General features: G+C 72.4%; 22 protein-coding genes. 13 read left to right on the top strand and 9 right to left on the bottom strand.

The window, feature by feature from the left end:
- On the top strand, nucleotides 1-342 hold a 342-nt coding region (locus ABZZ17_RS37330), incomplete at its 5' end, for a hypothetical protein (RefSeq protein ID WP_356883350.1).
- A gap of 75 nt (nucleotides 343-417) precedes the next feature.
- Here ABZZ17_RS37330 and ABZZ17_RS37335 read toward each other — a convergent pair.
- The 3 genes from ABZZ17_RS37335 to ABZZ17_RS37345 are packed head-to-tail and all read right to left on the bottom strand — an operon-like array spanning nucleotide 418 to nucleotide 4,594.
- Nucleotides 418-1,659, bottom strand: a complete 1,242-nt coding sequence (locus ABZZ17_RS37335; protein WP_356883352.1) for a hypothetical protein — start codon at nucleotides 1,657-1,659, stop codon at nucleotides 418-420.
- The gene (locus tag ABZZ17_RS37340; RefSeq protein ID WP_356883354.1) at nucleotides 1,656-3,392 is read right to left on the bottom strand and encodes a lipopolysaccharide biosynthesis protein; all 1,737 of its coding nucleotides are present in this window, start codon (nucleotides 3,390-3,392) and stop codon (nucleotides 1,656-1,658) included. The genes ABZZ17_RS37335 and ABZZ17_RS37340 overlap by 4 nt, the downstream gene beginning before the upstream one ends.
- Nucleotides 3,389-4,594 (bottom strand): glycosyltransferase, encoded by a 1,206-nt coding sequence (locus tag ABZZ17_RS37345; protein WP_356883388.1) that lies wholly within the window; start codon nucleotides 4,592-4,594, stop codon nucleotides 3,389-3,391. Before ABZZ17_RS37345 ends, ABZZ17_RS37340 begins: the two co-directional genes overlap by 4 nt.
- Before the next feature lie 172 nt (nucleotides 4,595-4,766).
- Between ABZZ17_RS37345 and ABZZ17_RS37350 the strand changes: the two genes are divergently transcribed.
- Nucleotides 4,767-5,255: an adenylyltransferase/cytidyltransferase family protein gene (locus ABZZ17_RS37350; RefSeq protein ID WP_356883356.1), complete on the top strand. Its 489-nt coding sequence runs from the start codon at nucleotides 4,767-4,769 to the stop codon at nucleotides 5,253-5,255.
- Here ABZZ17_RS37350 and ABZZ17_RS37355 read toward each other — a convergent pair.
- Complete coding sequence (locus ABZZ17_RS37355; protein ID WP_356883358.1) at nucleotides 5,236-5,958, bottom strand: CDP-alcohol phosphatidyltransferase family protein; 723 nt, start codon at nucleotides 5,956-5,958, stop codon at nucleotides 5,236-5,238. The genes ABZZ17_RS37350 and ABZZ17_RS37355 overlap by 20 nt on opposite strands.
- 65 nt (nucleotides 5,959-6,023) lie before the next feature.
- Complete coding sequence (locus ABZZ17_RS37360) at nucleotides 6,024-7,223, bottom strand: MFS transporter (protein ID WP_356883360.1); 1,200 nt, start codon at nucleotides 7,221-7,223, stop codon at nucleotides 6,024-6,026.
- 96 nt (nucleotides 7,224-7,319) lie between these two features.
- Here ABZZ17_RS37360 and ABZZ17_RS37365 point away from each other — a divergent pair, with 96 nt between their 5' ends.
- On the top strand, nucleotides 7,320-7,901 hold the full coding sequence (locus ABZZ17_RS37365; RefSeq protein ID WP_356883362.1) for a MarR family transcriptional regulator: 582 nt from the start codon (nucleotides 7,320-7,322) through the stop codon (nucleotides 7,899-7,901).
- A 54-nt stretch (nucleotides 7,902-7,955) separates the two neighbouring features.
- Here the strand turns inward: ABZZ17_RS37365 and glgX are convergent, their stop codons facing one another.
- Nucleotides 7,956-10,226, bottom strand: a complete 2,271-nt coding sequence (glgX, locus tag ABZZ17_RS37370; protein WP_356883364.1) for a glycogen debranching protein GlgX — start codon at nucleotides 10,224-10,226, stop codon at nucleotides 7,956-7,958.
- A gap of 181 nt (nucleotides 10,227-10,407) precedes the next feature.
- Here glgX and ABZZ17_RS37375 point away from each other — a divergent pair, with 181 nt between their 5' ends.
- From ABZZ17_RS37375 to ABZZ17_RS37415, 9 genes are all read left to right on the top strand, one after another.
- A complete protein-coding gene (locus ABZZ17_RS37375; RefSeq protein WP_356883390.1) occupies nucleotides 10,408-11,643 on the top strand; it encodes an Ig-like domain-containing protein in 1,236 nt (411 codons plus the stop codon).
- 141 nt (nucleotides 11,644-11,784) lie between these two features.
- Nucleotides 11,785-14,271, top strand: a complete 2,487-nt coding sequence (locus tag ABZZ17_RS37380) for a SpaA isopeptide-forming pilin-related protein (protein WP_356883366.1) — start codon at nucleotides 11,785-11,787, stop codon at nucleotides 14,269-14,271.
- A 171-nt stretch (nucleotides 14,272-14,442) separates the two neighbouring features.
- On the top strand, nucleotides 14,443-15,141 hold the full coding sequence (locus tag ABZZ17_RS37385) for a L,D-transpeptidase family protein (protein ID WP_356883368.1): 699 nt from the start codon (nucleotides 14,443-14,445) through the stop codon (nucleotides 15,139-15,141).
- 140 nt (nucleotides 15,142-15,281) lie between these two features.
- On the top strand, nucleotides 15,282-16,502 hold the full coding sequence (locus ABZZ17_RS37390; RefSeq protein ID WP_356883392.1) for an Ig-like domain-containing protein: 1,221 nt from the start codon (nucleotides 15,282-15,284) through the stop codon (nucleotides 16,500-16,502).
- Nucleotides 16,503-16,619: 117 nt separating this feature from the next.
- Nucleotides 16,620-17,387, top strand: coding sequence for an enoyl-CoA hydratase-related protein (locus ABZZ17_RS37395; protein ID WP_356883370.1), 768 nt, complete (start codon nucleotides 16,620-16,622; stop codon nucleotides 17,385-17,387).
- Between the two features lie 171 nt (nucleotides 17,388-17,558).
- A complete protein-coding gene (locus ABZZ17_RS37400) occupies nucleotides 17,559-18,170 on the top strand; it encodes an ATP-binding protein (RefSeq protein ID WP_356883372.1) in 612 nt (203 codons plus the stop codon).
- A gap of 51 nt (nucleotides 18,171-18,221) precedes the next feature.
- Nucleotides 18,222-18,788 (top strand): DinB family protein, encoded by a 567-nt coding sequence (locus ABZZ17_RS37405; protein ID WP_356883374.1) that lies wholly within the window; start codon nucleotides 18,222-18,224, stop codon nucleotides 18,786-18,788.
- Between the two features lie 393 nt (nucleotides 18,789-19,181).
- Entirely contained in the window at nucleotides 19,182-19,967 is a 786-nt protein-coding gene (locus ABZZ17_RS37410; RefSeq protein ID WP_356883376.1) for a polysaccharide deacetylase family protein, read from the top strand.
- Nucleotides 19,964-21,151: a hypothetical protein gene (locus tag ABZZ17_RS37415; RefSeq protein WP_356883378.1), complete on the top strand. Its 1,188-nt coding sequence runs from the start codon at nucleotides 19,964-19,966 to the stop codon at nucleotides 21,149-21,151. The genes ABZZ17_RS37410 and ABZZ17_RS37415 overlap by 4 nt, the downstream gene beginning before the upstream one ends.
- 121 nt (nucleotides 21,152-21,272) lie before the next feature.
- Here the strand turns inward: ABZZ17_RS37415 and ABZZ17_RS37420 are convergent, their stop codons facing one another.
- Complete coding sequence (locus ABZZ17_RS37420; RefSeq protein ID WP_356883380.1) at nucleotides 21,273-22,514, bottom strand: cytochrome P450; 1,242 nt, start codon at nucleotides 22,512-22,514, stop codon at nucleotides 21,273-21,275.
- A complete protein-coding gene (locus ABZZ17_RS37425) occupies nucleotides 22,495-23,280 on the bottom strand; it encodes a tRNA-dependent cyclodipeptide synthase (RefSeq protein WP_356883382.1) in 786 nt (261 codons plus the stop codon). Before ABZZ17_RS37425 ends, ABZZ17_RS37420 begins: the two co-directional genes overlap by 20 nt.
- Before the next feature lie 254 nt (nucleotides 23,281-23,534).
- Here ABZZ17_RS37425 and ABZZ17_RS37430 point away from each other — a divergent pair, with 254 nt between their 5' ends.
- Nucleotides 23,535-23,747, top strand: coding sequence for an EF-hand domain-containing protein (locus ABZZ17_RS37430; protein ID WP_356883384.1), 213 nt, complete (start codon nucleotides 23,535-23,537; stop codon nucleotides 23,745-23,747).
- A 64-nt stretch (nucleotides 23,748-23,811) separates the two neighbouring features.
- Here the strand turns inward: ABZZ17_RS37430 and ABZZ17_RS37435 are convergent, their stop codons facing one another.
- A complete protein-coding gene (locus tag ABZZ17_RS37435) occupies nucleotides 23,812-24,390 on the bottom strand; it encodes a PadR family transcriptional regulator (RefSeq protein ID WP_356883386.1) in 579 nt (192 codons plus the stop codon).
- Nucleotides 24,391-24,598 lie beyond the last annotated feature (208 nt).

The following is a 24,598-nucleotide window of genomic DNA, read 5'->3' on the forward strand; positions in this document are numbered from 1 at the left end:
GCGCCGGCCGGTATCTCGGACGTCGCGATCGCCGGTACGGGCAATGACCTCCAGCTGGTGCTGACCGCCGAGAACGGTGCGAAGCAGTACCACGGCGCCCGCTTCTTCAGCGGTGAGTGGGTGTTCAACTCCCTGTCCTCGGTGGTGTCCGGCGTGACGGTCACCGATGTCGCCGCGGCCGCCGTGAACGACGAGCTCCAGGTGGCGTTCGTGGCGGCCGACGGCCGGGTCCTGCACACGGTCCGCCAGGTCAGCGGCAACTGGACCGGCGTCGGCACCGTCGACCTGACCGGCGTCACGGGAACCCGCACCGGCGTCTCGATCACCGGCACCTACAACTGAGCCGAAGCCGCACAAGGCCGCGGGCCCGGGACGCTCACCGTCCCGGGCCCGCGGCCGTACTCCCTGGTCAGGGCACTAGGCGTTGGCCCGCCCCGCGGTGTCCGTGGCGGCGGGCTCCGGGGCACCGGACGGCACCTCCAGCCGGGCGACGCGCAGCCAGCCGGCGCCCGCCTTCGCGGCGGAGCCCAGCGCCAGCCCCCAGGCGGCCCCCGCGACGCCCCACACGGCGTACCCGCCGAGCAGCAGGGCCACCGACAGCAGGGAGAAGACCACCTGGAGGGACAGGGTGGCCTTCGGATTGAGCACCCGCAGGGTCAGCAGCGCGCAGGTACCGAGCCCCATGACCGCGTACTGCGCGCCCGTCGCCGGGAGGAGCGCGGAGGCGGCGGCCCAGGTGTCGCCGAGCAGGTGCCGGCCCAGCCGGTCGGGCAGCGCGTACAGGACCGCCGCCCATCCGGCGCCGAGCACCGCGAGGGCGGCGCCCATCAGGGCCGTCAGCCGGACGACGCCCCGCTTGCCGCGGGCGCGGCCGACGACGGGCGGGCCGAAGGCGTTCGCGGAGTTGAACAGCACGTTCAGCGGGCCGAAGAGGGTGGTGGCGCCGCGCAGCGCGCCGACGGCCAGCGGGGTCGCGAAGACACCGAGTCCGAGGACCGCGAGCTGGCTGGAGCCGTTGCCCACGGCGAACTCCACCACGAACCGCCGCCCCAGGTGCCCGCGGCGCAGGTACGGCCGCAGTTCGCCGCGCACCCCGCGGACGAAGGGCCGCAGCAGCCACAGTCCGAGGGCGAGCGCGGGCAGCGCGGACAGCCCCCACACCAGCACGAGCCGCCCCGCCGAGGCGCCCGACGGCTGTACGGCCAGCGCGGCGACCACGCAGGCCAGCCGCAGCGAGTCGGCGGCCAGCGCCCGTTCGGGCACGCGCAGGGCGGAGAAGCAGTAGCGCAGCCCGTCCTGGACGAGGACCAGGGGCAGTACGCCGCCCAGCGCGAGGAAGGCCGTACCGGAGGCACCGGGCAGGGCCAGGCCCACGGCGACGAGGACCAGCCCGACGGCCGCCGAGGCGACGGCCGTGAACTGGACGGACGAACGGCAGACGGCGCCGAGGCGTTCGCCCTTCTCCAGGACGACGGTCTGGCCCACGTAGGCCATGTTCAGCCCGAGGAGCACGCTGAAGGCCACGTACACCATCGAGAAGTCCGCGAAGCCGGAGGCCGAGGACAACCGGGCGGCCAGCACCAGCACCAGGATGTTCGTGGCGCTGGAGGCGGCCTGGTCGAGGACCGAGGAGACGGCGGCGAGGCCCCGCCGGCTCACCGCCGGCCCATGCGGACCGTGCGCAGGGCGACGGTGTCGGTGCCGTCGCCCGGGATGTGCTGCTCGGGCTCGGCCGGCTCGCGGGTGAGCGGCTGCGGCTCGGGAGCCGCCGGAGCGGGGGCCGCGGCCGGGGCGGCCCCGCCCTTGCCCTTGCCGCGGCCGCGCTTCTCGGTCGGCAGCGGGGTGTGCAGTACGGCGCCCAGGACGGTTCCGCCGGCGCCGCTGATGAGCTCGCGGATCCGGGACAGGTCGGTGCGGTGCACGGCGCGCGGGTCGCAGACCACCAGCACCCCGTCGACGCGGTCGACCAGGGCCAGGGCGTCGGCGTACGAGAGCACGGGCGGGGCGAGCACCACGACGGTGGAGTTGGGGGAGTCGGCCTCGGAGATCAGCCGGGTGGCGCGCGGGGAGGTCAGCGCGCGGGCGACGTTGCGGACCCGCTCGCCCGGGATCAGGTCGAAGGCGCCCGATTCCCCGGCGTCCACGACGAGCTGGCGCCCGTCGGGCCAGTCGGAATCCCCCTGCCCGCCGGCGGCGGGACCGCCCGGCATCTGGCTCCAGCGGGGCCGCCCGCCGGCGTCGGTGGGCAGCTGGCTGGCCAGGACCGGGGTGCGCAGGTCGGCCTCGATGAGCAGGACGTCCTTGCCGGTCTCGGCGAAGGAGGCGGCCAGGTTCACGGCCACCGCGGCGGCGGTCTCGCTGCTGCCGCGCGGGGCGACCACGAGGAGGCGGCGCCGGTCGGCGAAACGGGAGTCGTAGGCGAGCCGGAAGGCCACCGAGCGGTACTCCTCGGCGAGCCTGGGGTCGGCCTCCCCGGCCGCGAGGAGCGGGCCGCCGCCGGTCTTGTCCCGGGGCAGGGAGCCCAGTACGGGCGCCCGCAGGGCCCGGGAGACGTCGCCCTCGGAGCGCGGCGCCGGGTCGAAGACGAGCCGGACCCAGGCGGCGAGCAGGCCGAGCGCCAGACCCACGGCCGCGCCCAGCGCGAGCGACATGGGAAGACCGGGACCGTCGGGGGAGGTCGGGGCGGTCGCGGCGCTGGTGACCCGGCCCGGGGTCATGTCCAGGGCCTCCAGCTTGGTGATCTTGCCGTTGTAGCCGCCGACCTCGCTCTGAAGGTCGGTCTTCGAGGAACCGGCCGCGTCGCGCGCCGCGCCCGCGGGCATCCGGGCGATCTCCTTGGACAGTTCGTCGAGCTGCTTGGCGACCGGGTCGCGCTGTTCCTTGTAGCCCTTGACCATCTTGTCGCGGGTGGCGTCGAGGGACTCCTGCCGCTTGAGCAGGTAGGCCTCGGTCATCGCGTTGGCCCGCCTGGCGGCCTCCTTCGGGGAGGACGCCGTGTACGTGAAGCGGAGCACCATGGTCTGCGGCGGGTTGGTGACCTGGAGTCCGCTGCGCAGGGCGGCGAAGTTCTGGTCGGCCACGCCGAGCTTCTTCTTGGCGGCTTCGGCGATCGAGCTGGAGAGCGCCACCTGCCGTTCCGAGCCGATGTTGATCGCCTTGTCGGGCGCGAGGCTCGGGTTGAAGGGGTCGTCGGTGGGGGCGCGCAGCACCACGTCGGCGGTCGCCACGTAGGTGTCGGCGGTGGATATGCCGAGGTAGACGCCGCCCAGCAGGCCGATGCCCACGCCCGCGCCGATGAGCCGGCGGTAGCGCAGGAGCTGCTTGAACTGGTCCCTGAGGAGATCGGGTTCGTCCTCGGCCGGGGCCGCTGCTGGGCGGTTCGTCTCGATCACGGCTGGGTGCCCCCAAGTGCTTCGTCTATCAGTGCGTCGATGCGGGCCAGGCCCGCTTCCCGGCTCAGGTGGGCCGCCACGTGGACGGGCCCGGCAGCGCCCAGCGCGTCCGCACCCTCGGGGTCCTCCGCCAGGGCCCGTACGGCCTTGAGCAGGGCGTCGGGGTCCTCCGGCGGTACGAGCACCCCTGCGCCCGAACGTGCCACCTCCTGGGCGGTTCCGCCCTCCGCCGCGACGGAGGCGACGACGGGCCGGCCGGCCTGGAAGTAGGAGGTGAGTTTGGACGGAACGCTCATGTCCAGCACGGCCGCGTGCTGAGTGACGGCGAGCACGTCCGCCGCCGCGAGGATATCGGGGAACTCGCCGTCAGCGGCAGGGGGGATGATGTCCAGATTCGGAACGTCCGCGGCGAGGTCGGCGAGGGCCCCCCGCTGGCTGCCGTCGCCCATCAGGACGAAGCGGACCTTCGGGTCCAGCCGGGCGGCGCCGACGAGGACTTCGAGGCCCTGCTTGAGGCCCATGTTCCCGGAGTGCAGCACCACCGTCTGGCCGGGTGCCCAGCCCAGGTGGGCGCGGGTCTCCCCGCGCGGCTTCGTGGGCTGCGGCACGTGGGACCAGTTGGGCACCAGGCGGATCTTCTCCGGGTCCACGCCCATGCCGACGACCCGGTCCACGAACGTCTCGTGGATCACGCCGACCAGGGTGGCCCGCTTCAGGGCGTACGCCTCGGCGCGTCCCGCGACCGCCGCGGCCTTGTCGCCGCCGCTGATCCCGCTCTGGGCGGCAGCGGCCCCCATCAGGTCCTGGACGACCGGGACGAACGGGACCTTCCACCGCGCCGCCAGCCGTGCGGCGAGCACCCCGCCGGCGAGGCTCGGCATCTGCGCGAGGACGGCGTCCGGCTTCGGCATCCGGGGCGGGGCCACGGCCCCGTGCAGCAGAATCGATCCTTCGAACAGGGCCCGCTTCACGGCGGTCTGCCGCTGCGGCACGGTGTGCGCACGCCGGTGCACGGTGACTCCCGCGCGCCCCTCCGTGCGCCGGAGCGCCCCCTTGTACTCCGGCTCGACCGACCACGCCGGATAGTGCGGCATGCCCGCCAGTACGTGGGTCTCGTGGCCGATACTCGCCCAGTGCTCCGCGATCTGAGTGGCGTACGGGCCTATGCCCGCGTGCTCGGGGGCGTAGTTGGTGGAAACCAGCAGCAGGCGCCGGTGACCGGATCTGGACACTGAACGTCCCCTTCTCCCCTGGATGATGCGCACGTCACCCTATTCGTTCACCGACAGGGTGAGGAACGTGCACGCTATTGTCTGCTAATCCGCCACACCGGGGGGTGTGGCCGCTGGGGGGTAACTGATGATGGAGCACGATATGTCCGAGCCTGGGCCGACTGCGCGCAGACCGTACCGGGTCGGCTACGCGCCCGGCGCCTACGACCTGTTCCATATCGGACATCTGAACATCCTTCGGCACGCCCGGAGTCAGTGCGACTACCTGGTGGCCGGAGTGGTCTCCGACGAGATGGCCGAACTCGCCAAGGGCCGCCGCCCGATGATTCCGCTGGTCGAACGGCTGGAGATCGTCCGCAGCGTCAAGTACGTCGACGCCGCCTTCGTCGAGACCGTCCCGGACAAGGTGGAGACCTGGAAGCAGGTCCGCTTCGACGTGATCTTCAAGGGGGACGACTGGCGGGGCACGCCCAAGGGCGACCGGCTGGAGAAGGACTTCGCCGCCCACGGGGTCGACGTCGTCTACTTCCCCTACACCGTCCACACCTCCAGCACCCAGCTGCGCCGGGCCCTGGACGCCCTGGCCGAACCCCTCGCCGGGCCCGAGGCGCTCACCGCCGAACGGCGCTGAGCTCCCGGAACCACTTCGTCAGGAACGCCAGCAGGAACAGCACGGCGACGACGCCGAGTCCCGCGTACGCCCAGCGGAACAGCGCACCGCCGCCGAGCAGCAGGAACACCAGGCAGAACACCCCGTAGTCCACGGGCAGCAACGCCACCGCGCGCAGGGTCGACGGCGCGGCGGCGGGGCTGCCGGGGGCCGGCTTCGGCTTGAGCTTCTCGGTCAGCAGGCCGCCGAAGAAGGTGACGACCGAGGCGAACTGGAAGCCCAGCGGCACCAGCAGCCAGCCGTCCGATCCCGTGCCGTAGTCGTCGGGGAAGCGGTAGAAGGCGATTAGCACACAGGTGTGCAGCGCGGTCAGCTTGGCGCAGTCCACGACGTGGTCGAGCCACTCGCCGGCCGCACTGCCGCCCCCGCGCAGGCGGGCCAGCTGTCCGTCGGCGGAGTCGAAGGCGAACCCGACCGCGAGGGCGGCCCACACGGCGGCCCCCAGCCCCCACGAGGGCGCGGCCACCGCGACCGCCGCCACGGCGGCGAAGCTGAAGGCGGCGCTGACCAGCGTCACCTGGTTCGGGGTGAGGCCCAGCGCGTACGATCCGGCGGCCAGGTAGCGCCCGGCGGGCCGGTTGACGAACCGCGAGTAGAGCGACACCCCCTTCGCCGACTTCTGCGCCCCGCGCAGCTCCCGCAGCGCGGTCCCGACTCTGGCCATGCGTACCCCTGAACCCCTCGTTGGCACACGTGCGCTGGTGCACGCGTGTTCGTATGAAGGCCACATCATCGCAGGGCGGGCGAAGGCTTCCGCTCCGGATGCGCGCGTACGTCCTGAAGCAGTAGTACGGACAGGTTCGCGGCGGCCACGAGCACCGCCCCGGCCAGCAGCGGCAAGGCCGTGCCGGTGACCGCGGCGAGCGGGGCGGCCACCGCGAGCCCGAGCGGGCGGGCCGCGAAGGAGATCAGGGAGTCGAAGGAGCCGACCCGCCCCAGGGCCTCGGCCGGCACTCGCCGCTGGATCTCGGTCTCCCACAGCGGGCTCAGCAGTCCGACCGCGCCCATGCCCACGAAGTACGCGGCCGCGCACACCGCCACCGGCAGCCGGAAGGCGAAGGCGGCCAGGGCCGGGGCGAAGGCCGCGGAGGCCGCCGCGACCCACACCAGCGGCCGGCGCACGGGGAGCCGCCCGGCCGCCCACGCCCCGGCGAGCAGTCCGGCGGTACCGGCCTGGGCGACGGCCACCCAGGCGCCCTCGCCGCCCAGGGACTCGACGGCGATCAGCGGCCCGAGGGTCAGGAGCAGGCCCGCGGTCAGGTGCCAGACGCCGTGCGCCATGACGTTGGCCAGAAACCACGGGTGCCCGCGGGTCTCCTTCCAGCCGGCGCGCAGCTCGGCCGTGAAGCCGCCCCGGACCCCGCAGTGCTCCCGGGCCGGGGTCCGCAGGCCGCCCAGGGTGAGGGCGGACGCCGCGAACAGCGCGCCGGTCATCACGGAGGACCAGCCCGCCCCGGCGGCCAGCATCAGCGCCCCCGCCGCGGCCGGCCCGGCGATGGCCGCCAGGCCCTGGGCCACCATCAGCCGGGAGTTGGCGCGCAGCCGCCCCGGTCCCGCCACCACGGCCGCCACCAGGGTCCGCGCGGCGGGGGTGCCGAAGGCCACGCCGGCCCCGGTCACCGCCGACAGCGCGGCCAGCTCGGGGACCCGTACCGGGCCGGACAGCAGCAGGACGCCGATCGCCAGCTGGGCGGCGGCCCGCACCAGATCGGCGGCGAGCACCACCCGCCGGGCGGGGAACCGGTCGGCGGCCACCCCCGCGACGGGCAGCAGGAGCAGCATCGGCAGCATCTCGGCGGCGAGCACCAGCCCGAGGTCGCCCGCCGAGCCGGTGCGCATCACCGCGAGGGTGAGGGTGGTCGGGATCAGGGCCGTGGCGAACGCGGCACAGGTGCGGCCCGCGAGCAGCCGCCAGAGGGTCGGGGTCATGCGGGAAGATTATTTCGCCAACGAAGAGTTCGCCAGCGAAATGTTTTCGGGCGGGGGTGGGCACGGGGCCGCCACCGGCCGGGCCATAATGCGGACATGGGCACTGAGACGGGGTCGACCCCGGCACCGCACGGGACGACGCACCCCGCCCCGCGTCCCCCCGCCGGCCACCCGGACACGGCGGTCCCCGCCGAGGACTCCGTCGACCGGCACATCGCGCGCTGGACCGGCAAGGTCCCCTTCGACGTGCCCACCGAGGCCGTCATCACCCGCATCCAGCTCCTGGCCAAACACGTCGCGCACGGCAAGGAGCGGGCCCTCGCCGAGACCGGGCTCCAGGCCTTCGAGTTCGAGACGATGCACCGCCTCGCCTCCCGCGGCGCGCCCTGGCGGGCCCCCTCCTCCGAACTCGCCTCCGAACTGCTGCTCTCCCCGGCCGGCATGACCGGACGCCTCGACACCCTGGAGCGGTCCGGCCTGGTACGCCGCATCCGCGCGGCCGGCGACCGCCGCCGCGTCGACGTCGAGCTCACCGGGGAGGGACACCGGCGCTGGACCGACGCCATGCGCTGGCGCGGCATCGCCGAGGCGCGGATGATCGAGCCCCTCGACGACGCCGACCGCGCCGCCCTCGCCGCCCTCCTCAAGCGGATGCTGCTCCAGGTCGAAACCCGCTGACGGGGGACCGGGACCCGGACCGGCCCCCGGGGCCGGCCCCCGGCCCCGGCCCGGTCACGTCAGCACGCGCAGCAGCACCACCGACCGGGCCGGCACCGTGAAGGCCTCCCCGCCGCGGTGCCGGGTCGCGGGCGCCGCGGCCTGCGACTCCCGCGAGGTGTCCAGCACCAGCTCGTACACCCCCGCCCACGGCGCCCCCGGCAGCACCCACTCCACCGGCCGGTCCCCGGCGTGCAGCAGCGCCAGGAAGCTGTCGTCCGTCACCTGCCGGCCCCGCTCGTCCCGGCCCGGGATGTCCCGCCCCGACAGGTACAGCCCCACCGCGGCGGCCGGCGCGTACCAGTCCCGCTCCGTCATCTCCGCCCCCGCCGGGGTGAACCAGGCCAGGTCCCGCAGACCGTCCGCGCCCTGCGCCCGGCCGGAGAAGAAGGCCCGGCGCCGCAGCACCGGATGCGCCTGCCGCAGCGAGATCAGCCGGCGGGTCAGCGCGAACAGCTCGCTCCAGGCGGGATCCTCCAGCAGCGACCAGTCCACCCAGCCCGTCTCGTTGTCCTGGCAGTACGCGTTGTTGTTGCCTCCCTGGGTCCGGCCGAACTCGTCGCCCGCCACCAGCATCGGCACCCCGGTCGACAGCAGCAGCGTGGTGAGGAGGTTGCGCAGCTGGCGTCGGCGCAGCGCCCCGATCCGCACGTCGTCGCTCTCGCCCTCCACCCCGCAGTTCCAGGACCGGTTGTCGTTGGTCCCGTCCCGGCCGTCCTCCCCGTTCGCCTCGTTGTGCTTGCGCTCGTAGGTCACCAGGTCCCGCAGCGTGAAGCCGTCGTGGGCCGTCACGAAGTTCACCGAGGCGTACGGCCGCCGCCCGCCCCACGCGTACAGGTCGCTCGACCCCGACAGCCGGTACCCGAGGTCCCGCACGTCGGGCAGCGCGCCGCGCCAGAAGTCCCGTACGGCATCCCGGTAGCGGTCGTTCCACTCCGTCCACAGCGGCGGGAACGCCCCCACCTGGTAGCCGCCCGAGCCCACGTCCCACGGCTCCGCGATCAGCTTGACCCGGCGCAGCACCGGGTCCTGGGCGATCACCGCGAGGAACGGCGACAGCATGTCCACGTCGTGCATGGACCGGGCCAGCGCCGCCGCCAGATCGAAGCGGAAGCCGTCCACCCCCATCTCCGTGACCCAGTAGCGCAGCGAGTCCGTGATCAGCCGCAGTACGTGCGGGCGCCCGGCGTGCAGGGTGTTCCCGCAGCCCGTGTAGTCCGCGTAGCGGCGCTGGTCGGACTGGAGCCGGTAGTAGCCCCGGTTGTCGATCCCGCGCAGGGACAGCGTCGGGCCCAGCTCACCGGCCTCCGCCGTGTGGTTGTAGACCACGTCGAGGATGACCTCGATCCCGGCCGCGTGCAGGGCCCGCACCATCCGCTTGAACTCGCCGACCTGCTGCCCGGCGGTCCCGCTGGAGGAGTAGCCGGCGTGCGGGGCGAAGTAGCCGACCGAGTTGTAGCCCCAGTAGTTCCGCAGACCCCGGCGCAGCAGGTGGTCCTCGTGGGCGAACTGGTGCACGGGCAGCAGTTCCACCGCCGTCACCCCCAGCTTCGAGAGGTGTTCGACCGCCGCTGGATGGGCGAGCCCCGCGTAGGTGCCGCGCAGTTCCTCGGGAACACCCGGATGGCGCATCGTGAAGCCGCGCACGTGCAGCTCGTAGATCACCGAATCGGCCCAGGGGGTCTTCGGCCGGACGTCGTCCGCCCAGTCGTCGTCATCGTGGACGACCACCCCCTTCGGGACGAACGGCGCCGAGTCCCGGTCGTCGCGCACCGTGTCGGCGATGTACTGCTGAGGCCAGTCCCGGACGTGCCCGTACACCTCCGGCGGCAGGGTGAAGTCCCCGTCGACGGCCCGGGCGTACGGGTCCAGGAGCAGCTTCGCCGGATTGTGCCGGACCCCCGTCCAGGGATCCCAGCGCCCGTGCACCCGGAACCCGTAGCGCTGCCCGGGGCGCACGCCGGGCAGGAACCCGTGCCAGATCTCGTGCGTGAGTTCGGTCAGGGCACAGCGGGTCTCGGTCCCGGCCCCGTCGAACAGGCAGACCTCCACCGCCTCCGCGCCCTGCGCCCACAGCGCGAAGTTCGTGCCCGCGACCCCGTCGGGGCCCGCGTGGTAGCGGGCCCCCAGGGGGTGCGAGGACCCGGGCCACACGGGCGGCCCCGGGCGCGCGGACACCCGTAACACCTGCGTGTGGACCCGCTCCCGCACGGCGTTCACGGAATTCACCGCGTTCGCGGTGCCCTCGGCGGCATCCACCGCCTCTTGCTCGGCTGCGCTCGACACTGCCCGCCTCCACGGCTCCTGGGTACCGGCGGGGGTAGGGGATTGTGGCCCCGGCGTCCCGGCCCGGGCCCGCCCCCGTCTGGTCCTTCACACTGTTCTGCCCGGACTGTTCTGCCCGGAACGTGCCCCGCCCTCACGTTTCCCCCGGAGGGGGCCGGTCGTTGGATCCTTCGTGACTCTTCTGACGAGGCGGGCAGGGGCGGGCTTGGCCGCCGTGGCGGCATGGGCGGGCCTGCTGGGCGGGCTGGCCGGCTGCACCAAGGACGGCCGACCCCCGGTGGAGGTCCAGGTGCCCGGCAGACCCAAGCCGCCCGCCGAGGCCATCAGGATCACCCCCGAGGACAACACGAAGGGGGTCCCGGCCGAGGGCCCGCTGCGGGTGACCGTCCCCGAGGGGCGCCTGGAGCGGGTCACGGTCACCAAGGTCGAGGACGCCCAGCAGGAGCGGGTCCCCGGCACCATCGCCGCCGACGGCCTCAGCTGGAGCCCCGACCCGGCGGCCGGACGCCTCTCGCTCGCGGCCAAGTACACCGTGGACGCGGTCGCCCTCGACGGGCACAACCGCCGCCAGGCCCGGCACACGACCTTCACCACCTACGTCCCCGAGGAACGCTTCATCGGCTACTTCAAGCCCGAGCACCGCTCCACCGTCGGCACCGGCATGATCGTCTCCTTCAAGTTCAACCGGGCCATCAAGGAACGTGCGGACGTGGAGCGGGCCATCACCGTCACCTCCGACCCCGCCGTGGAGGTCGTCGGCCACTGGTTCGGCGAGGAACGCCTCGACTTCCGGCCCAAGGAGTACTGGAAGCCCGGCACCCAGGTCACCGTGAAGATGGACCTGCGCGACGTCGAGGGGGCGCCCGGCTCGTACGGCATCCAGGAAAAGACCGTCCGCTTCACGGTCGGCCGCGACCAGACCTCCCTCGTGGACGCCGAGGCGCACACCATGCAGGTCCGCCGGGACGGGCAGCTGGTGTCCACGATCCCGATCACCGCCGGCGCCCCGGAGAACACCACCTACAACGGCAAGATGGTGGTGATGGAGATGTTCGACGTCACCCGCATGAACGGCGCCACCGTCGGCTTCACCGACGACGAGGGCAAGGGCGAGTACGACATCCCGGACGTCCCGCACGCCATCCGGCTCACCAACTCCGGCACCTTCCTGCACGGGAACTACTGGGCCAGCCCCGACACCTTCGGCTCCACCAACGTCAGCCACGGCTGCGTGGGCCTGCGCGACGACAAGGGCGGCGGCTCGGACACCCCGGCCGGCTGGTTCTTCGACCGCACGCTGGTCGGGGACGTGGTGGAGGTGGTGAACTCCCAGGACAAGACGGTGTCCCCGAACAACGGACTGGGCGGCTGGAACATGTCCTGGGCCGACTGGGTCGCCGGATCCGCCCGCAGCTGACGCCCGTCCGGCCGCCGTCCGGACGCAGCAACCGAGTGATTGTCGGACCGGAATGCCGTAGTCGACGGTGTCGTCCCTCCGCCGCGCCGAAGCCCGCCCGCAGCCTGACAGGGCCCACAGCGCGGATACGGACGGAGCGTCATGTCAGCAAGGAACTGGACCCTCGGGCTAGCCGTCGGGGCCGTACTGGCCACCGCGGCCCCCACGGCCCTCGCCGAGGGTCCCGGCACCCGGCCCCCGGCGGCCGGCACACTGCGGGCCCCGCTGCCCGGCGGGCTCGGTCCCTGCGTCCAGGGCGCCTGCCCCAGCCCGTTCCCGCAGATCGGCAGCGACGGCACGATCAAGGGCCGGGACAACGCGGTGAACATCTTCGCCGGCGGCGAGTTCCGCGTCCGCGGGCGGGCCTCCGAGGCCGAGGGCCGCCTCGTCGTCCTCGGCAGCTTCGACCAGGACAAGCAGACCGGCGCGGACAGCCGCTACAACGTCGGCATCGTCGGCGCCGGCTCGCTCGTCCCGCCGCCCGACGGCGCCGACTTCCTCACCACCGGCGCCGACGTCACCGTCGCCGCGGGCGAGACGCTGATCGCCGACAGGGGCGTCGTCCGGTACGCGGGCACCCTCACCGGCGACGTGACCGGCACCCGCACCCGCGACACCGAGGCCGTCACCCGGTACGCGGGCCTGCGCGACCGCCTCAGCGCCGCCAGCCAGTGCTACGCCAAGGTCGACGGCAGCCCGCGCCCGCCGACCGGCACCGTCGCCAACCTGGGCTTCGAGACCCTCTTCACCGGTGACGGCCGCTCACCGCTCCAGGTCTTCAACGTGGACGCCGACCTGGCCGGCAGGGCGGGCGCCGTACAGGGCATCCGCTTCGCGCAGATCCCGCCGAACGCGACCATCCTGGTCAACGTCCTCGGAACGGGCACCCGCACCATCAACACCTACAGCGGCACCCTCGTCGACGCCCAGGACCCGCTCAACGCCTACCGCGAGCGGCTGCTGTGGAACTTCCCGGACGCCGCCACGGTGAACCTGAACGGCGGCGGCCAGTTCCAGGGCAGCTTCCTGATGGGCAACCAGGCCTCCGAAACCACCGTCACCCTGCCCGGCATCAACGGCCGCTTCTTCACCACGGGCTCCGTCACCCACGGCAGCGAGACCGTCGGGGGCGGCGGCCAGGAGTTCCACGCCTACCCCTTCACCGGGGACCTCCCCACCTGCGGCACCACGCCCCCCGTGACGGGCGAGGTCGCGGTCACCAAGGTCGACGAGGCCGGCAACGGGCTGCCGGGCGCGGTCTTCGAGCTGTGGCGCGAGACCAACGACCGCCCCGGCCTCCAGACGGACGGCACCACCCCGGACACGAAGGTGTCCGACTGCACGACCCCGGCCGACGGCGCGTGCTCCCGGGAGAACGTCGAGCCGGGTACGTACTACTGGCGGGAGACCGCCGCACCGGACGGCTACGACCTGCCCCCGAACCCGGTCTTCCCCGTGACCCTGACGGCCGAGGACGCCGCCAACGGCCGCACGGCCCGCACCCGGGCGGTCAACGCCCGGACGCCCGTCCCCGTGACCGGCACCGTCTCCGTCCTCAAGCGGGACGACGAGGGCGAGCCCCTGGCCGGCGCCGTCTTCGAGCTGTGGCACGAGACCAACGACCGCCCGGGCCTCCAGGTCGCGGGCCCCGGCGCCGACACCAAGACCGCCGACTGCGTCACGGGCGCCGACGGGGTGTGCGCCCGCGAGGGCCTTCCGCCCGGCACCTACTACTGGCGCGAGACCGCCGCACCGGCCGGCTACGTCCTGCCCGCGAACCCGGTCTACCCGCTGACCCTGACCCCCGAGAACGCCTCGGCCGGCGTCCGGTACCAGGTCGACAACGAGCGGGTCCCGGAGCCGGACGGCAGCGCGAAGGTCGTCCTGCGCAAGACGGACAAGAAGACCGGCGACCCCGTGCCCGGGGCCACCTTCGAGCTGTGGCGCGAGACCAACGACCGGCCGGGCCTGCAGACGGCCGGCCAGGACGCCGACGCACGGCTCGACGGAGTCTGCGTCACCGACTCCCGGGGCACCTGCACGGTCGAGCTGCCCGTCGGCGAGACCTACTACTGGCGGGAGACCGCCGTCCCGGACGGCTACCAGCTGCCCCGCGACCCGGTCACGGCCTTCGAACTGGAGGACGGCGACGCCGAGGAGGTCGTCGTCGTCAACGTCTCCAACCGCAAGAAGAAGGAGGAGGCGAACGGCTCGATCCGGGTCCTGAAGAAGGACGCCAAGACGAACCGTCCGCTGCGCGGAGCGGTGTTCGAGGTCTGGAAGGAGACCAACCACACCGAAGGCCTCCAGACCCGGGGCATCAACCCCGACCGCAAGGAGGCGCAGGGCTGCGCCACCGACCGCAACGGCGTCTGTGACTTCGACGGGCTCTCCGCCGGCTGGTACTACCTGGTCGAGACGGACGTCCCCGAGGGCTACGTCCTGCCCCGCGACCGGGTCACCGGCCCGCTGGAGCTGGACGCGAACACCTCGGGCAGGCCGCTCGAAGTCACGCTCCACAACAAGCGCGACGACCACGGCAAGCACAAGCCCGGCAAGCACAAGCCCGGCAAGGGCGGCCCCCGCTAGTGCCGTGACCGGCGGGCGGCCGCGGACCCCGCGCCGGCCCCCGCCTCGACCCGGCCGGTGCGCCGCCGGAGTGATCCGCTCACTCCGGCGGCGCACCCGCGCGGGCGCACCGCCGCCCCGACCGGTTGGCTGGGGCGTGGCGGCCCGGCCGGCGGGCCGGAGGAGGCCCGTATGGCCACACGTCAGGCGGCGGTCACGGCAGCCGGAACCGCGGTCCTGTGCGCGGTCCTCGCGCTCGGCGCCCCGGCCGCAACGGCGGCCCCCGGGCCGGAGCCCGCCTGCACGGCCGGCACCGGCCCCTACCAGCGGGAGCTGGAGGCCCACCTGGGCCGCGCCTCCGACGGGAGGCAGTCCCCGGCCGACTGCCTCGCCGTCCGCGCCTTCCAGCGGCAGAACGGGGTCACCCCCGCCGACGGCTACGCGGGCCTCGCCACCTACCGCACGATGGTCGCCGTCGCCGCCCGCGCGAACCCCAACGCGGCCGGCGACTGCCCGGTCCGCGCCCACCGCGTGACCTGCGTCGACCTGGAGCGGCAGCTCCTGTGGGTGCAGAGCGGCCGCCGCGTCGTCTTCGCGCCCGTCCCCGTCCGCACCGGCCGCGACGAGGACGAGACCCGCCCCGGCTGGCACGAGGTGTACTGGCGCAGCAAGGACCACGTCTCCACGCTGTACGACGACGCCCCCATGCCCTACGCCCAGTTCTTCGACGCGGGCCAGGCCCTGCACGGCCGACCCGGCCCGCTCTTCGAACACGGCGGCTCCGCCGGCTGCGTCAACCTCACGGTGGCGGACGCACGGCGGCTGTGGGACCTGCTGACGGAGGGCGACGCCGTCTACGTATGGGGCGTCAAACCCGGTACCGACGACTGAGGTCCCCGCGTCCCGGGCCCCCCGCACTTGGGACGGAACGGTGACAAGACCGTGCCTTTTCGTGTTGTTCCCCTGTGATTACCTGTCGACATGCGCGCGACTGCCCGCGCGCGGGGGACATGGGGAGAACACGAGTGAACCTGCAGCCGATACGCGGCCGCGTCCGCACCGGCCTGCCGGCCCTTCTGCTGGGAGCGGCCCTGCTGCTGACCAGCGCGTGCAGCGGCGGCGGCAACAGCGGGGGCAGCGGCGGGGACAACGGCGGGACCGGGGGCGGCGGCAAGACCGGCACCGAGGCGTCCAAGGCCGTGGTCAGCGTCAAGCCGGACGACGGGGCCAAGGAGGTCGCCACCAGCGGCGTCCTGAAGATAACCAGCACGGGCGGCAAGCTCACCACGGTGACCGTCGCCGACACCAAGGGCAACGCGGTCGAGGGCAAACTCGCCCCGGACGGCGCGAGCTGGGAACCGGCCCGGCACCTGGCCTCCGCCACCGAGTACAAGGTGCACGCGGTCGCGAAGGACGAGGCCGGCCGCGAGTCCGCCAAGGACACCACGTTCTCCACCCTGACCCCGCAGAACACCTTCGTGGGCCACTACACGCCCGAGGACGGTTCGACCGTCGGCGTGGGCATGCCGGTGTCGATCAACTTCACCCGGGGGATCACCAACCCGGAGGCCGTCGAGAAGGCCATCACGGTCACCGCGGAGCCGTCCGTCCCCGTCGAGGGCCACTGGTTCGGCAACGACCGCCTCGACTTCCGCCCCGAGAAGTACTGGGCCGCGGGCACCAAGGTCACCGTGAAGCTCGCCCTCGACGGCGTGGAGGGCCGCCCGGGGGTCTACGGCAAGCAGACCCGTACGGTCACCTTCACCGTCGGCCGCTCCCAGGTGACCACGGTAGACGCCTCCTCCAAGCAGATGGAGGTCGTCCGCGACGGCCAGGTCCTCAAGAACATCCCGATCACCGCGGGCGCCCCGGCGACGACCACCTACAACGGGCAGATGGTCATCAGCGAGAAGTACAAGGTGACCCGGATGAACGGCGCCACCGTCGGCTTCGGCGGCGAGTACGACATCTCCGACGTCCCCCACGCGATGCGGCTGTCGCAGTCGGGCACCTTCGTGCACGGCAACTACTGGGCCTCCTCCGGCACCTTCGGCTCGGAGAACGTCAGCCACGGCTGCGTCGGCCTGCGCGACGTCCGCGGCGCCGGTGACGACAGCACCCCGGCGGCCTGGTTCTTCAACGAGTCGCTGATCGGCGACGTGGTCGTCGTGAAGAACTCCAAGGACAAGCAGATCGCCCCGGACAACGGCCTCAACGGCTGGAACATGGACTGGGCGGAGTGGATCAAGTAAGCGGATCCCGTACACGGTAGGAGTGGCCCGGTGCTGTGACCCACGGCACCGGGCCACTTCGCGTGCCGGGCCCTTCCGGGGGCGACCCCCGGACCCCCAGCCCCTAACCTTCCCCGTATGACCATCTCTCTCGAAGTCTCCGAAGGCGTCGGCACCATCCTGCTGGACCGGCCGCCCATGAACGCCCTGGACATCGCCACCCAGGACCGGCTCCGCGAGCTCGCGGTGGAGGCCACCGACCGCGCCGACGTGCGCACGGTCGTCCTCTACGGCGGGGAGAAGGTGTTCGCGGCCGGCGCGGACATCAAGGAGATGCAGACCATGGACCACGCGGCCATGGTCGCCCGGTCCCGCGGGCTGCAGGACGCCTTCACCGCCGTCGCCCGGATCCCGAAGCCCGTCGTCGCGGCCGTCACCGGCTACGCGCTCGGCGGCGGCTGCGAGCTCGCGCTGTGCGCCGACTACCGGATCGCCGCCGACAACGCCAAGCTCGGCCAGCCCGAGATCCTGCTCGGCCTCATCCCCGGCGCGGGCGGCACGCAGCGGCTGTCCCGGCTGATCGGCCCCTCCAAGGCCAAGGACCTGATCTTCACCGGGCGGATGGTGAAGGCCGAAGAGGCCCTCGCGCTCGGGCTGGTGGACCGCATCGTACCGGCCGCCGAGGTGTACGAGCAGGCGCACGCCTGGGCCGCCAAGCTGGCCCAGGGCCCGGCGCTCGCGCTGCGCGCCGCGAAGGAGTGCGTGGACGCGGGACTGGAGGCCGACATCGACACCGGTCTGACCATCGAACGCAACTGGTTCTCGGGCCTGTTCGCCACCGAGGACCGCGAGCGCGGCATGCGCAGCTTCGTCGAAGAGGGCCCGGGCAAGGCCAAGTTCGTGTGAGAGCGGCCGTGTGAGCACGGTCGTGTGAGTGCGGCCGTGTGACGGGCCTCCTCCCTGGGGGTGGATTAGCCAGGCCTTAAGGGAGCCTTAAGGAGAAACGGTGATCCACTCAGGGTGATCGCTGCGAAACGGGCTGTCACTGCAGGTCAAAGTGCTGTCGCAGGCCCCTGGTTGCCCTGCGCATATGCCGGTGCACCCTCCCGGAATCAGTGGTTCCGGGGGGTGTTTTCCCGCGGAACGGCCCGGAGCGGCACACCGGCCGTCCATGATGGGTGCATGGCGGGCCTGGAGGGTGTGGAGCAGCCGCGGCAGCGCAGTAACAGCGCTTCTGCCGTACGGCTCACGGCGGCGCTTGAGGACGAACAGGGTCTCAAGGCGCTGGAGGCGTACGGGAATCCGGCCGAGGGGGAGGTGACCCTGCCCTCCATGCCCGAGTCGGCGAGCACCGCCCGCCGGCTCACCCAGAGCGTGGTGATCCGGTTCTGGGGCCTCTCGCCGCAGATCGCCGAACACACCGTCCTGCTGGTCTCGGAACTCGTCGGGAACGCGGTGCGCCACACCGGGGCCCGTTCCTTCGGTTTACGGATGCTGCGCCGTCGCGGCTGGATCCGCGTCGAGGTGCGCGACCCCTCGCGCGGGCTGCCCTGTCTGATGCCGGTGCACGAGCTGGACACCACGGGCCGCGGGCTCTTCCTCGTGGACAAGCTGTCCGACCGCTGGGGCGCCGACCTGCTGCCGCGCGGCAAGATCACCTGGTTCGAGATGCGGGTCGCGGACCGGTAGCGGCCGTCCCGAGGGAAACCGGGTGGCGGATCCGGACCGGCACTGGCGATCATGCGGAGCATGAGTGATCAACCCGCACGATGGACCCGGGCGACCGTCTACCCCGACATGTGGACCGACCCGGCCGACGACCTCCGCGACAGCGGGGACAGCCCGGAGGGCGAGCTCGCGACGCTGCTGGACTTCCTGAAGAACTACCGCATCACCCTGCGGATGAAGTGCGAGGGGCTGGACGCGGGGCAGCTGGCCCGCCGGTCGGTCCCGCCCTCGACGATGTCGCTGCTCGGCCTGCTCCGGCACCTCGCCGAAGTGGAACGGGACTGGCGCAACTGGCTCACCGACGACGAACCGCTGGCGAAGCTGTACGGCGCGAAGGACGCGGACTTCCACGGGGCCGTCGCCGGGCAGGCCGTGGTCGACGCCGCGTACGCCGATCTGGAGCGCGAGCAGGCCGAGACCGACGCCGCCCTGGCCGGGTACGCGGACCTGGGTGAGCGCGTCGGCAGGGACGGTGTCTCGATCCGGGAGCTGATGGTGCACAGGATCGACGAGTACGCCCGCCACGCCGGGCACGCCGACCTGCTGCGCGAGTGCGTCGACGGGCGGGTGGGGCAGTAGTGCGGTAGCGGCACCCCCGGAAAGCCAGAAACCCCCTGTCGCCGAGGTGGGGCGCTGCGGGGGTTTCATGGGTGCGCCGAGGATCGAAGGGGGTGTGATCCTCGGCGGATGACTTCGCTCGGGTCAAGGGGGGAAGTCGTGCTTCCGACTATGGCAGACGAGGCCCCGAACGCCAAAAGTCCCAACTCGGACATAAGTGTGTATACCCTAAGAGTTTCCACCTAAATCCTAGGTGAGGTGGGCCACTCGCCTCGCAATCCATGAATAACTATCGACTGCTCTGAGTGAATCGTTGATCACATAGTGGACAGGGGGGCTGCGGAGCCCGGACGGCGAAGGTCCCGAATTGGGTCAATCATTACCTTCCCGTCCTTCCACCCCTTAAATGGGCAGGTGTTCTCACCACCAGGCCGCCGAGCGGCCCTGCGCGCGGGCGTCGCCACACTGGCCGGCCTCACCGCCGGCTGCGCGGCGGACCGGACCACCGACCGGGCCACCGCCCCCGCCGCACCGGCGAAGGCCACCGCCAAACCCGCCCCGGCCGCCCCCGCTCCCGCCCCCCGCCGGTTCGCCGGACAGCCCGCCGAGATCGCGCACGGCCCGCGCGACCGACCCCGGGTCGCCCTCACCTTCCACGGCAACGGCGACCCCGCCACCGCCCGCGCCGTGCTCGCGGAGGCGGAACGGGCCGGGGCCCGGGTCACCGTACTGGCGATCGGCGCCTGGCTCGACACGTACCCCGACATGGCCCGCCGCGTCCTGGACGGCGGCCACGAACTCGGCAACCACACCCAGCGCCACCTGGCGATCAACGAGATGTCCGAGGCGGAGGCCTACGCCGAGATCACCGGCTGCGCCCAGCGGCTCAAGCGCCTCACCGGCTCGATCGGCACCTGGTTCCGGCCCTCGCAGACCCAGTACGCCACCCCGCTCGTGCGCACGCTGGCCCAGCGGGCGGGCTACCCGCACGTCCTGTCGTACGACGTGGACTCCCTCGACTTCACCTCGCCCGGCGCCGCGGCCGTCATCCGCACCGTCACCGGGACGATCCTCGGCGGATCGGTGGTGAGCCTGCACTTCGGCTACGCGGACACGGTCGACGCGATGCCGCCCCTCCTCGAAGAACTCGCGCGCCGCAAGCTGCGCGCGGTGACCACCACGGAGCTGCTGACCTCATGACCACGAACCGCCTTCCACGGAAGGCCACCGCGCTCCTCGCCGGACTGGTCCTCGCCGCCCTGGCCGGCTGCGGATCCGGCGGGAAGGGCACGCCCGAGGCGCTCGGCTCCAAGGGGCCGGCCCGCCCCGCCGCGGTCGTGCCCGCCGCGCCCCCCGGGCTGCCGGGGATGCCGCCCGTGCTCGACCCGAACGACGTGTACGCGGCCAACCGGCCCGGCAAGCTCTCCCCGGTGGTCAAGGACTTCCCGCCGCGCATCTACGTGCCGAACACCAACTCCAACACGGTGTCCGTCATCGACCCGGCCACCTACAAGGTCATCGACACCATCCCGGTCGGCGTCCAGCCCCAGCACGTGGTGCCCTCCTGGGACATGAAGACCCTGTGGGTCAACAACAACCGCGGCCACACGCTCACCCCGATCAACCCGGCCACGGGCGAGGCGGGCGACGCCGTCGAGGTGCACGACCCGTACAACCTCTACTTCACGCCCAACGGGAAGTACGCGATCGTGATGGCCTCCCTGGACCGCGAGCTGGTCTTCCGCGATCCGCACACCATGAACCGCGTGAAAACGGTCCCGGTGACCTGTTTCGGCGTCAATCACGCGGACTTCTCCGCCGACGGCCGGTACTTCATCGTGAGCTGCGAGTTCTCCGGCGAACTGCTCAAGGTCGACACCGAGAAGATGGAAGTCATCGGCCAGCAGAAGCTGCCTTTCGAGGGGGCGATGCCGCAGGACGTGAAGGTGTCCCCCGACGGAAAGACCTTCTACGTCGCGGACATGATGGCGCACGGCATGTGGGTGCTCAGCGGAGACAAGTTCGACACCCCCAAGCTGCTGCCCACCGGAAAGGGCTGCCACGGCCTGTACATCAGCCGTGACTCCAAGGAGATGTACGTCCCCAACCGGGGCGAGGGCACCATCTCGGTCTTCGACTTCAAGCAGAACCGGCTCACCAAGAAGTGGGAGCTGCCGGACGGCGGCAGCCCCGACATGGGCGGGGTCTCCGCCGACGGCCGGGTGCTGTGGCTGTCCGGCCGCTACAACTCCGAGGTCTACGCGATCGACACCGTGACCGGCAAGCAGCTGGCCCGGATCCCCGTCGGTGACGGCCCGCACGGACTCGCCGTGTACCCGCAGCCCGGCCGCTACTCGCTCGGCCACACCGGGATCTTCCGCTAGTGCCGTGACCGGCAAGGCCCGCCGGGCATGACGGTGCCCCGGGAGCTCGCACAGCCCCCGGGACACCGGGTCACGCGGGGGCGTTCCGCCGAACGCCCCTCAGCTCACCGCCGGCCGGCGGTCACCAGGCCACCGGCAGCCGCTCGGGCAGCCGCTTGATGAAGCCCGTCCGCCAGACGAGGTTCTCCGCCGGCACCGCGAGCCGCAGCTCCGGCAGCCGGTCGACCAGGACCTCCAGCGCGATCTCGGCGTGCGCCCGGCCCAGCGCCGAGGCCGGGCAGAAGTGCCGGCCCGCGCCGAAGGCGAGGTGCGCGTTCGGGCCCTCCCGCTCCAGGTCCAGCTCGTCCGGGTCCGCGAAGGCCTCCGGGTCGAAGTTGGCCCCCTCCAGCAGGACCAGGACCAGCTCGCCCTCCTTCACCAGGATCTCGCCGACCTGGATGTCGGCCAGCGCGATGCGCGGCAGGCCGTCACCGACCGACAGGTTCCAGCGCAGCAGCTCGTCCACCGCCTTGCCCATGCGCTCCGGGTGCGCGCGCAGGTACCCGATGAGCTCGGGCCGCTGGAGCAGCGCGAGCACCGCGAGGACCAGGAACGCGGACGTGGACACCGCGCCCGCGCCGAACAGGGACACGGCGACCGTCGCGAACATGTCGTCCGTCAGGTGGGCCGACTCGGGGTCGGCCTCCTTCAGGTCGGCGAACCGTCCGAGGAGCCCCGTACGCTCCTCGGCGGGCAGTGCGAGCTGGGCCCGCAGCTGTTCGGCGAAGTAGCCGACGTCCTTGTACCAGTTGAGCCCGGAGTCGGCGAAGGGCTCGCGGGCGGTCATGAACGCGACGTCCAGCCCCGACATCAGACGGCGCCAGTCCTCGAAGGGCACCCCCAGCACCTGGCAGTGCAGCGCCGCCGAGAAGGGGTCGGCGAACCCCGCCCGGAGGTCCGCCGGGCCGCCCTCGGCGACGAGCCGGTCGAGGAGCTCGCCGGCCGTGGCGCGCAGCAGGTCCTGGAGCCCCTTCTGGCGCGGGTTGAGCGCCTTCATGACCGCGTTCCGCAGGCCGGCGCTGTTGATGTTGCCCATGTTGTTGACGACCTCGGGCGGGATCGTCAGCGCGTACTGCCGGGGCACCCCGGCGTTCGCGGTGTCCTTCAGGCTGAAGCGCTCGTCCTCCAGCACCTGCTTGGCCAGGGCGTAGCTGCTCACCAGCCAGGCCGGATCCCCGGTGAGGGTACGGACCTTGGCCACCGGTGCCTTCTCGCGCAGCCAGGAGCACTCCTCGGGCAGCACGTCACCGCGCCGCGAGAGCGGGAAGTCGAGGAGCGGCTCCTGCTCCCGGCTGCCCCGGTCCTCAAGCTGCTCGACGCTCATCGACGGTCCTCTCGGTCGGTGCGTGGTCCGCGGTGTCGGTGGCGCCGACGGTCCCGGGGGTCCCGCCGGCCAGGGCGGCCTCGGGGCGTACGACGGCGTAGGCCTGGTTGCGGGTGGCGCGCAGGCCCCCGCCCCGGGCGAAGAGGACGTCCGTCATGGGCATCTTGACGTGGTAGGCCGCCACCGAGGACGGCACGTCGAGAATGCTCGGAGTGTCCACGAAGAAGGGCAGCTCCGCTGTCATGTAATCGAAACAGACCTGCAACTGCGCGTCTGTGATCGATTCACCTTGCGGCAACTTGGAGCCGACAAAGTGAAGGGCCATTTCCTCGCATCCCTTGCGGAATACGTCATCGGTCTCCAGGAAATGGAGCACGCGTCGGTGCAGGAGTTGGTAGACGGGGTTCGACTGGAACTCCGAAAGCGCCCTCACTCGGATCTCGGCCTGTGGAGGTCCTGATTCCTCCACGCCTCTGAGAATCCTCCTCCGGACCGCCTTGATCTCTTTCGCCGCACGCTTCTCCGCATGTTCCCGGGTGTAGCCGAAGGCGGCGAACATCCGGTCGACGTGGAGGTCTGCGTACACGAAGTCGACCTGCGCGAAGCGGGTCGTGGCCCATCGGGCAAGACTGGATATGCGCTCGGCACTGAAGTAGCTGTTGCCAGGACTCACTCCGATGAGCACATGGTCGCCGTCTTCCCAGATATGGCGGCAGGTGCGGGTGAAGGGCAGAACTTCGAATGATGCGTCAGCTGTGATCGTCACCTGTGTGATCGCCCTTGTTGCCGCTTGTCCCTGGGAGCCCTGCGCTCCCGGTGTGGCGGCAATGCCGGTACGTTATGCCGTGATCCCGGAGCGTGACAAGTGGGGGCCGGATTTGTTGGCTGGAATTATCACTTCCGCGTTACGGAAGGGTAATTGAAATTCTTTCTGCCGGTCGAACGGGACCCGCGGGCGGCGACCGCCCCCGGGGCGGCTACCCTGGGCCGGTCAACAAGCACCAAGAAGGGGTGGACCCAGTGGCGGACATCGAGAGCGCACGGGCGACGTTCGGCAAGTTCGACGCGGACGGGGACGGCTTCGTCACGGCCGACGAGTACAGCGCGGCCATGAAGGCCATGGGTGACGCGTACGTCACCGGCGCCGTCGCGGACGCCGTCATCGCCTCCAAGGACGCGAACGGCGACAAGCTGCTCAGCTTCGACGAGTTCTGGGCCTCCCTGAACAAGTAGGCCCCGCGCGGCCGGCCGGCCGGCCCGCGCGCCGTCCGCCCCCGCCCGCCCCGGCGGGGGCGCGTCAGGCGCCGCCCCCGGTCCCGCCCTCCGGCGGGGCCTGCGACGGGGTCATGTCGCCCACCTCGGCGAGCGCCTCCTCCAGCCAGCTCAGCCAGAACGTCTCCAGGGCGATGCCGCCGCGCAGCACGAGCCGGCGCAGCCGGTCCTCGACGGCGTCCCGGTCCGGCGGGAAGTCCTTCGCCTCGATGGCCCCGTACGTCTCCAGCTGCCCCCGGTGCAGCTCCAGATGGCGCCGCAGCTCGGGCAGCAGCCCCTGCGGCCCCACGACGCCCGCCGCCCGGATGCGCAGCAGCAGCGGGTCCCGCATCGGCTTGGGGTCCTGGCTCTCGCCGACCCAGCGGGCCAGCTCGGCGCTGCCGTCGGGCAGCACCTCGTACTCCTTTTTCTGACCCCGGACCGGCACCTCGCTGGGCAGGGCCCGGATCAGCCCGGCCTCCTCCAGCCGGCCCAGCTCGCGGTAGATCTGCTGGTGCGTCGCGGACCAGAAGTACCCGATCGACTTGTCGAACCGCCGGGTCAGCTCCAGCCCCGACGAGGGCTTTTCGAGCAGGGCGGTGAGGATGGCGTGCGGGAGCGACATGCGGCCATCCTAGGGAGTGCCGCCGAAGGCCTGCCGAACCCCGGAGGGCGGGCAGGAGGGCGGGCAGGACTTCGAGGACGCTCCCCGGTGCCGTGACCGGCAAGGCCCACGGGACTAGGGCCTGTCGTCAAACTCCCGTCGTCGCCCGGAGGGCGGCCCTGCGGCGTCTGGTGCGTGCTCTCGGTGCGCCGGGCGGAAGCCCGCGTAC

This window comes from Streptomyces sp. NPDC006512 (assembly GCF_040611935.1).
GTDB lineage: Bacteria > Actinomycetota > Actinomycetes > Streptomycetales > Streptomycetaceae > Streptomyces.